This is a genomic window from Pseudoalteromonas sp. PAST1 (assembly GCF_021532515.1).
Lineage (GTDB): Bacteria > Pseudomonadota > Gammaproteobacteria > Enterobacterales > Alteromonadaceae > Pseudoalteromonas > Pseudoalteromonas simplex.
Window position 1 is genome coordinate 1 of record NZ_JAKGBH010000085.1, and the last position, 9,526, is coordinate 9,526.

General features: G+C 43.1%; 8 protein-coding genes. 2 read left to right on the forward strand and 6 right to left on the reverse strand.

Annotated elements, in window-relative coordinates; genetic code table 11:
- Positions 1-385 precede the first annotated feature (385 nt).
- From leuD to fabR, 6 genes are all read right to left on the reverse strand, one after another.
- Positions 386-985 carry a 3-isopropylmalate dehydratase small subunit gene (leuD, locus tag L1272_RS22040; protein WP_054554473.1) on the reverse strand — a complete coding sequence of 200 codons (600 nt, stop codon included), beginning with the start codon at positions 983-985 and terminating at the stop codon, positions 386-388.
- Positions 985-2,385, reverse strand: coding sequence for a 3-isopropylmalate dehydratase large subunit (gene leuC, locus L1272_RS22045; RefSeq protein WP_235374294.1), 1,401 nt, complete (start codon positions 2,383-2,385; stop codon positions 985-987). Before leuC ends, leuD begins: the two co-directional genes overlap by 1 nt.
- Before the next feature lie 58 nt (positions 2,386-2,443).
- Positions 2,444-3,520, reverse strand: coding sequence for a 3-isopropylmalate dehydrogenase (leuB, locus tag L1272_RS22050; RefSeq protein ID WP_054554475.1), 1,077 nt, complete (start codon positions 3,518-3,520; stop codon positions 2,444-2,446).
- Entirely contained in the window at positions 3,517-5,064 is a 1,548-nt protein-coding gene (gene leuA, locus L1272_RS22055) for a 2-isopropylmalate synthase (protein WP_054554476.1), read from the reverse strand. Before leuA ends, leuB begins: the two co-directional genes overlap by 4 nt.
- Positions 5,065-5,455: 391 nt before the next feature.
- The gene (locus L1272_RS22060) at positions 5,456-5,944 is read right to left on the reverse strand and encodes a hypothetical protein (RefSeq protein WP_166341161.1); all 489 of its coding nucleotides are present in this window, start codon (positions 5,942-5,944) and stop codon (positions 5,456-5,458) included.
- Positions 5,945-6,053: 109 nt separating this feature from the next.
- On the reverse strand, positions 6,054-6,686 hold the full coding sequence (fabR, locus tag L1272_RS22065; RefSeq protein ID WP_166341163.1) for an HTH-type transcriptional repressor FabR: 633 nt from the start codon (positions 6,684-6,686) through the stop codon (positions 6,054-6,056).
- Positions 6,687-6,802: 116 nt separating this feature from the next.
- On the opposite strand from fabR, the gene L1272_RS22070 reads away from it, so the two are divergent.
- Both L1272_RS22070 and sthA read left to right on the forward strand, forming a co-directional pair.
- The gene (locus L1272_RS22070) at positions 6,803-7,936 is read left to right on the forward strand and encodes an acyl-CoA desaturase (protein WP_058586121.1); all 1,134 of its coding nucleotides are present in this window, start codon (positions 6,803-6,805) and stop codon (positions 7,934-7,936) included.
- A gap of 13 nt (positions 7,937-7,949) precedes the next feature.
- A complete protein-coding gene (gene sthA, locus L1272_RS22075; RefSeq protein WP_138618468.1) occupies positions 7,950-9,380 on the forward strand; it encodes a Si-specific NAD(P)(+) transhydrogenase in 1,431 nt (476 codons plus the stop codon).
- Positions 9,381-9,526 lie beyond the last annotated feature (146 nt).

Genomic DNA, 9,526 nt, shown 5'->3' on the forward strand with positions numbered 1-9,526 from the left:
TTAACGAGGGCTTGATTATAGTGAGACCAGTTTGTGATTTTGCTCATTGTTGTTGCACAGGCTAGTAGGATATAGATGATCTGATCACAGGCTGGCAAGATAGTTCAAACTTTTAGGAAACAACGCCGTTAATGGCTGCTCATTGGGAGCGTCTGAGTCACTTCCACCACCGCCACATCCAACCATCATTAAAGCAGCGACTAGAAGCGCTCCAAAATTCCTTTTTAACTTGTAACTCACGCAATTCACCTTACTTTTATTGTTTGTAGATTGTAGATTGTAGATTGTAGATTGTACCCATAAAACTAAATATTGTAATTTTAATTAATGCACCACAAATAAAAACGCGGCCTTGGCCGCGTTTAGGTTCACATGGAAAAACAGGTTATTGCCAAGGGCGTTCTGCTGCAAGTTGCTGCTCAAAGGCATCAATTTGGCTGTTAAGTGTTTCAGTCACACCGATAAAGTCCAAGCCACTTAATAAACGCTCTTTGATGTCATGGCGAATATCAAAGTGAATAGTGTCAAACTTATCGCTACGAAGTTGTTGGTTTTCTAAATCAACTTCGATATTAATATCATCATGCTGTTCACTCAGTACAAATAATTGCTCAAGTGTTTCTGCAGGTAATGCGATAGCAAGCATTTGGTTATTGCCGCAGTTGTTAAAGAAAATATCAGCAAAGCTTTCCGCTAAGATCACTTCAAAACCATATTGCTTTAATGCCCATGGCGCGTGCTCACGCGATGAACCACAACCAAAGTTGTCGCGAGTTAAAAGAATTTGCGCACCTTGGTAACAAGGGCGATTCAAAATAAACTCAGGGTTTGGCTCGCCGTTATCTAAATAACGCCAATCGTAAAAAAGTGCCGCATCAAAACCATCACGGCTGGTCGACGTTAAAAATTGCTTTGGAATTATTTGGTCAGTATCAACATTGTTTTTATCTAACGGGGCCATTAAGCCACTAAAAAATACACTCATTAGGCTTCTCCTCTGATATCAACAAAACGACCATGAATTGCCGCTGCCGCAGCCATTGCAGGGCTCACTAAGTGAGTGCGGCCACCGCGACCTTGGCGACCTTCAAAGTTACGATTTGATGTAGAAGCACAGCGTTTACCTGCTTCTAATCTGTCGTCATTCATTGCTAAGCACATTGAACAACCTGGCTCACGCCATTCGAAGCCAGCTGCTTTAAAGATATCTGCAAGACCTTCGTCTTCGGCTTGTTTTTTAACAAGACCTGAGCCTGGAACAATCAGCGCTTCAACACCCGCTGCAACCTGCTTACCTTCAACAATTTGCGCAGCAGCACGTAAATCTTCAATTCGGCTATTTGTACATGAGCCAATAAATACGGTGTCAACAGTCGCAGAAGACAATTTATCACCGGCTTTTAAACCCATATATTTTAGTGCGCTACGGATTGCATCAGCTTTGATTAGGTCTGGTTCTTGCTCAGGATCAGGAATGAATTCATCTACGCCAATCACTTGCTCAGGGCTGGTACCCCACGTAATTTGCGGTTGAATATCAGCAGCCTCTAATTCAACAACATGATCAAACTCTGCGCCTTCATCTGTTTTTAGTGTTTGCCAGTAGGCAACGGCACTATCAAAGTCAGCACCTTGTGGTGCAAATGGGCGACCCTTTAAATAATCATAAGTTGTTTGATCTGGTGCGATTAAACCCGCTTTTGCGCCCATTTCAATACTCATATTACAAAGCGTCATACGCGCTTCCATAGACAGCGCTTCGATCCCTTCGCCACAAAATTCAGCAACATAGCCAGTACCACCCGCAGTGCCTAATTTACTGATCACCGCCATGATTAAATCTTTGGCAGTAACGGTTGGGCGCAGGCGACCATTTATTTTAATTTTTAACGACTTGGCTTTTTTCTGCTGTAGCGTTTGAGTGGCTAGAACATGCTCAACTTCTGAAGTACCAATACCGTGCGCTAATGCGCCAAATGCACCATGGGTCGATGTGTGGCTGTCACCACACACTATGGTTGTGCCCGGTAAGGTAATGCCCTGCTCAGGCCCCATTACATGCACAATACCTTGATTAATCGAATTTAAATCATAAAGTTGAATACCAAACTCTTTACAGTTTGCATCCAGTGCCATTAATTGATTTTTCGACACTTCACTCGCAGCATCTAATGAACGGCTTTTTGTTGAAACGTTATGGTCCATGGTCGCAAAGGTTTTTTCTGGGCAACGTACTTTGCGGTTTTTCTCACGTAAACCAGCAAAGGCTTGCGGCGATGTAACTTCATGAACTAGGTGACGGTCGATATAAAGTAAATCAGTTTGATCATTTATGCTGGCGACTACATGAGCTTGCCAAATTTTATCGTATAAGGTTTGGGCCACTTGCTATTCCCTCATTTTAGTTACGCTGAGTGACGTGCTCAGCGCAAACAATTTTTAATTAAATACGTGCCACAATTGCCGCAGCAACATCACTGGTGGTATACCCTGCATTTGGGTAGATATCTGGCGTACCAACACCTGCTTCAACCGCTTCTGCCACCGCTTTTTCAATCGTACGAGCCGCTTCATCTTGCCCTAGTGAGTAACGCAACATAAGCGCAGCACTTAAAATTTGCGCGATTGGGTTTGCCACCCCTTTACCAGCGATATCAGGTGCTGAGCCACCAGCTGGCTCATACAAACCAAAGCCAGACTGATTTAAACTCGCTGATGGTAATAAGCCCATAGAGCCTGTGATCATCGCGCACTCATCAGACAAAATGTCGCCAAATAAGTTATCGCAAAGTAATACATCAAACTGGCTTGGCTGTTTTACTAACTGCATTGCCGCGTTATCAACATAAATGTAGTCAAGGCTTACTTCTGGGTAATCTTTGCTTACTTCAGAGACCACTTCACGCCAAAGTACGCTGGTCGCTAACACATTCGCTTTATCAACCGAGGTAACATGATTACTACGCAGCTTAGCGGCTTCAAATGCAAAGCGTGCGATGCGCTCAATTTCTTTACGTGAATATGTTTGGGTATCGAAAGCGGCTTCTTGCTCACCTTCGCCACTGCGGCCTTTTTCACCGAAATAAATACCGCCGGTTAGCTCGCGCACACATAAGATATCAAAGCCTTGTGCGCTGATATCTGCACGAAGTGGTGACGCAGCACTTAGTGCTGGTAATAATTGTGCTGGGCGTAAATTACAGAACAAACCAAAATGCTTGCGCAATGGCAACAGTGAAGCTCGCTCTGGCTGCTCATTCGGCGGTAAGTTTTCCCACTTAGGGCCGCCTACCGAGCCAAATAAAATCGCATCGGCATTTTCGCAGGCACTCAGTGTGCTTTGCGGCAGTGCCTGACCAAACTCATCAATGGCAGCACCTCCAATCGCGTGGTGATGACGAGTCAAAGTAAAACCAAACTTTTCGCTTACAGCATCCAAGACGGTTTCTGCTGCTGCCATAACTTCTGGACCAATCCCGTCGCCTGCTAATACTGCGATACTGTAATTCGATTGACTCATCCTGCTTTCCTCTGTTGTTTTAAATCAGACACTTTTTGTGCACGATAAATTAAGTTATAAACGCGGATCATGGCGCGTACTGACGCTTCTACCACATCCGCTGCAATGCCCGCGCCGTGATATGGGCGACCATCGTATTTAGCGATAATATTCACTTGCCCTAGCGAGCTGGCACCTTGGCCTGTTGCTTCTAGGTTGTATTCAATCATCTCAACCGACATACCCGTTAAGCGCTCAATTGCTAAGAATGATGCTTCTACAGGGCCATTCCCTGTTGCGGCCTCTTGCTTTGACTCACCATCAATTGTCATGCCGATTGTTGAGCTCGCCACCGATTGTGAGTTAGACGTCGAGTTAACAAACTCAAGTTGATATTTTTCGTCTTTATCTTTGATTTGATTAAAGTAAATCATCGCTTCTAAGTCGTAGTCATACACAGTGCCTTTTTGGTCTGCTAATGCTAAGAAGCTGCTGTATAAGCTATCCATATCGTAATCAGATTTTTGATAGCCTAACTCTTCTAAACGATGCTCAATAACATGACGACCTGAACGCGAAGTCATGTTTAATTGGTTATTAGGTACACCGACACTTTCTGGCGACATTATTTCGTAAGTGTTTTGGGCTTTTAATACGCCGTCTTGGTGGATCCCTGAGCTGTGTGCAAAGGCATTTTCACCAACAATTGCTTTGTTTGGTTGTACTGGCATATTACAAATCTTCGCGACTTGACGCGAAGCACGGTAAATTTCTTCACTACGAATATCGGTATGCACTTTTAAGTGGTCTTCACGCATCTTCATGATCATCGCCACTTCTTCAAGCGAACAGTTACCTGCGCGCTCACCAATACCATTAATCGTACATTCGATTTGGCGAGCACCGGCTTGTACTGCAGCGATTGAGTTAGCAACCGCTAAACCTAAATCGTTATGGCAATGCACGCTTAAACGAGCCTTGTCGATATTTGGCACATTGTTCATTAAGTGATGGATCATCGCAGCATATTCGTCTGGCGTTACATAGCCAACAGTGTCAGGTAAGTTGATAGTTGATGCACCCGCATCAATAGCTTTTTCAACGATGCGGCATAAATCCCAATGCGGTGTACGACCTGCATCTTCACACGAAAACTCAACGTCATCGGTGTAGTTACGTGCAAGTTTAATCGACTTAACAGCCATTGCCGTTGCATCGTCTAAGCTCATACGTAATTTGTGCTCAAGGTGTAATGGGCTGGTTGCAATAAATGTATGAATACGGCCCTGCTCTGCCGGGCGAAGCGCTTCACCACATGCTTCAATATCTTTTGCTACAGCACGTGCTAAGCCACAAATAATCGGCCCTTTCACTTCAGTCGCAATGCGCTGTACAGAGCGAAAATCTGCTGGGCTAGATACCGGAAAACCCACTTCCATTACATCCACATTTAAGCGGCTAATGGTATGCGCAAGTTGAATTTTGTCGTCTTCGGTTAGGCTTGCTTTTAATGCTTGCTCACCATCACGTAACGTTGTGTCAAAAATCCAAACCTTATCTTTCATAAACTGTCCTCGTTCCCAATGACCCATTAGCGAGATAAAAAAAACCCCGCGGTTGCGGGGTTTTTTAATGTTCTACAAATGCAAATACACTAAGCCCCGCTCACTGATTTAAGCAGTAAGAGGTTTAGTTTTAATGTAATTGAATGTGTAATTTGCATCTTAATTTACTAAATGTGTGTTCAGTGGCTGTATTTTTAACATTCAAAAAACCAGCTTGCAAGCATAATTTTTCCACAAAATCGATAAAACCACGTCCACGAAAGGTTAAAAAACCCAGATAACAACAATTACACAAATAAAAATACCAACCCTACTTACTAAACATGATAAATAAAATAATGATCGAGCAATCTGTAACTAGAAAACGTAAAGAAAATATTTAACTCTGTGGTTAATAAATTTGATGGTGAGAATTCACAGTTCTGTAGATAACACGACGAGTATAAATTATGTGTTGATCTATCCTGTTGGGTTGTCCTTCGTTGCCATTGCTTTGTAATAGCCTAGCTTGTTGATCTCTCAAATCAACTGATGTTGCATTGCTAGCAGTCTCTGAGCTATGGTTCTTTGAAATAGTAGCGCTTTTTGGGTATAGCGCAATTCGGCTATAAACATGGCGAAACTGACTGTAGGGAACTCGCTTCCAACCATTTTGGTTAATCCAAAACTGGCAGCGTTTGTCATCTCGAAATTGTGAGACCTGATGAGCGTCTAATACGCCAAGCAGGTTATCTTGAATTTTCTTTTGCACACTTTTCGGTAGCGAGTATAACAAACTGCGGCTCAAGTCCCGAAAGCTTGGGCTGTTTTTTACCGTTGTTTCTTCACTCTGTTCTAAAAAATGGGCATGAGTATCATTCACCGGATCCTTGGTGAGCATATGCGTCCTCGCTATTTATTCATATTTTGAGGTAACTGAATAACGAAAAATCAGTTACTTAATTTGGCAGCGAACAATACATAAAACAGGAACAAAAATCCACCATGCCTTAGGCTGTTTTTTCTACATTACCTTTACTATCACGACCATACAAAGTGGCACCGCGAGCAATATAGCGTAATTGCCAGATCAAGCGTTCAACCAGTTCTTCACGTTGTGTCCCTTCAATATCGAGGGCTTCGGCACCGGCATTAAATACTAAAGTCACCATGGCTTCGGCTTGAATATATGCATGAGTTGGGTCGCACGGAGTTTCGCTTTCAAGGTAATGCGCAAGCTCTAAAATGAAATGTTTAATTTCACGAGCAACCGCAGCACGAAATGCTTTTGAAGTTCCTGAGCGCTCACGCAATAACAATCTAAATTGGTTGCTCGAGTTATCGATGAACTCCATAAAGGTCACGATTGATGTCGTGATCACACTACCGCCGCTCTCAATACGGCGACGCGCTTGGCGCATAAGTTGACGCAGTGTTAAACCAGCTTCATCAACCATGGTCAAACCAAGCTCATTCATGTCTTTAAAGTGGCGGTAAAAAGAGGTGGGAGCAATCCCTGCTTCACGGGCAACTTCACGTAAGCTTAAATTAGAAAAACTATGATCGGCACTCAATTGATTGAATGCAGCCTCGATTAGTGCTTGTCGTGTTTTTTGTTTCTGTTGCGCTCTAACACCCGACATGGAAACTCCCAGCGTGAACTTTTAATGATTTTTCGGTTAATGAGCTAGTCTAATACTTGACGCGGAGAGAATGAAACACTATTTTAGCGTACAACTGTACGCCGAGATTTATTCAGATGAAAAAACCACCGATTATTTGGACCAATGTGCTATTTTTTAGCCTTACATTTTTGGCCGCGATCACCCTTGTTCCTTGGTATGGCTTTAGCTACGGATACACCAGTACACAGTGGATAGCCTTTGTTGGCTGTATGTTCTACGCCGGACTTTCTATTACTGCAGGTTATCACCGCTTGTGGGCACACAAAGCCTATGATGTGCATCCTGTTATTGAAGTAATTTTTGCCTTAGGTGGTGCTTTTGCATTACAAAATAGTGCCTTGCACTGGAGTAGCGATCACCGTATTCACCATGGTCAAGTTGATGATCCAATCAAAGACCCTTACGCCGCTACTAATGGCTTTTGGTATAGCCACATTGGTTGGATGCTGCGCGATTATCAAGGCGAACAATACGGTAACTACAGTAACTGCCGTGACTTACAAAAAAACAAAGTCGTTATGTGGCAACACCGTCACTATATGAAGTTAGTCGTCGCGACTAATTTTGGTATTCCTTTACTACTTGGCTTAATGCTTGGCGATGTATGGGGCATGTTATTACTGGTTGGTTTACTGCGCTTGGTATTGAGCCAACATTTTACCTTTTTTATCAACTCGCTGGCGCATATCTGGGGTTCACGTCCGTACACAGAAAAAAACACCGCCCGTGATAATGGCTTTTTAGCGCTATTCACATACGGTGAAGGCTATCATAACTTCCACCATATTTTTGCTAGCGACTATCGCAATGGCATTAAGTGGTATCACTATGATCCAACTAAGTGGATGATCCGCTCTTTAGCGGCAATCGGTCTTGCTTCAAAATTAAAGCGCACACCGATTGAGCGAATCGAAAAAGCCAAGGCAGAAACCTTGATGAATAAGACTCAAGGTCGCCTTGCAAAATTGCCTTTAGCGCAAGATAAGCTTACATTATTACAATCTGAGTACGATTTACTGCTGAAAAAACTGCAACACTTCTGTGCCTTGCAAAAACGCGTGTTAGAAATCAAACGCAATAAAATGATGAAACAGTGTGAAAAATCAGCATTAATGACACAATATCACGAGCTTGAAGCCGCTTGGGAAAACCAAAAGCAGGCTTGGCTTGCACTAAATGCGAGGTTGTTAAAAGCCTCTTTTAGTTAACATAGGAGCGGCTGTGGCCAAACAACAAGTAAAGCAAAAAGATACTCCATCTTATCAATATGATGCAATCATCATAGGTACAGGTCCTGGCGGTGAAGGTACCGCCATGAACCTATCTAAAAGCAACAAAAGAGTCGCTGTTATTGAACGTCAAGAAGCGGTAGGCGGCGGCTGTGTGCACTGGGGTACTATCCCTTCAAAAGCATTACGTCACTCTGTAAGTCGTTATATTGAATATAAAGCAAACCCGCTATTTAATATTAGTGAGCGCCCTAACCGCTTAACTTTCCCCGATATTTTGCGCCACGCAAGTAACGTCATTTCAAAGCAATCTAATTTACGTAGCAGCTTTTATGAACGTAACCGCATTCATATGTATCAAGGTGATGCTGAGTTTATTGATAAACACACTATTAAAGTGACGCACCTAGACGGTTCGTTTGAAACGCTTACTGCACAAACAATCGTTATTGCTACTGGCTCGCGCCCTTACCGTCCACCAGGTGTAGACTTTAAACATCCACGCATTTACGACAGCGATACCATTTTAGGCCTTGAAGATGACCCTCATCGTGTGCTGATTTATGGTGCAGGTGTAATTGGTTGTGAGTATGCCTCTATTTTTAAAGGTTTAGGCGCCAAGGTTGACCTAGTGAATACCCGTGACCGCCTACTTGCCTTTATGGATGCGGAAATTTCAGATGCTCTGAGCTATCACTTTTGGAATAGCGGTATTGTTATTCGTCATAATGAAGAGTTTGATCGTGTAGAAACCCGTGATGACTGTGTGGTAATGCACTTGAAATCAGGCAAGCGCGTAAAAGCTGACTGTATTTTATTTGCCAATGGCCGTACCGGTAACACAGACACATTAAACCTTGAAGCTGTTGGCCTAAAAGCGGATGGTCGTGGCCAGCTTAAAGTGAATGAAACATACCAAACAGAAGTCGACAACATTTATGCTGTGGGCGATGTAATAGGTTACCCAAGCCTTGCCAGTGCGGCATTTGACCAAGGCCGTATTGCAGCCGATGCGATTGCATGTGGTAACTGTGATGAAAAGCTGATCATTGATATCCCAGCAGGTATTTATACAATCCCTGAAATGAGCTCAGTGGGTAAAACCGAGCAAGAGTTAACAGCTGCAAAAGTCCCTTACGAGGTAGGCCGTGCTCAATTTAAGCATTTAGCGCGTGCGCAAATTGCAGGCACTGAGGTGGGTAGCCTAAAGATTTTATTCCATGTTGATACCAAAGAAGTACTGGGTGTGCACTGCTTCGGTGAGCGTGCCTCTGAAATCGTTCACATCGGTCAAGCGATTATGGAACAAAAGAACGGCGGTAATAACATTGATTACTTTGTAAATACCACGTTCAACTACCCGACTATGGCTGAAGCCTATCGCGTAGCTGCATTAAATGGTTTAAATCGTTTGTTTAAGTAAATAAAAAAGCCCGCTTAATGCGTAATGCTGATCAGTTAAGAATATTTTTATGATCACTTGACTGATCTTTTCATAGCTTCAAAATCCGATATTAGAAATAATATCGGATTTTTTATGTCTCTAATTCAGCACTTCGATGATATGTC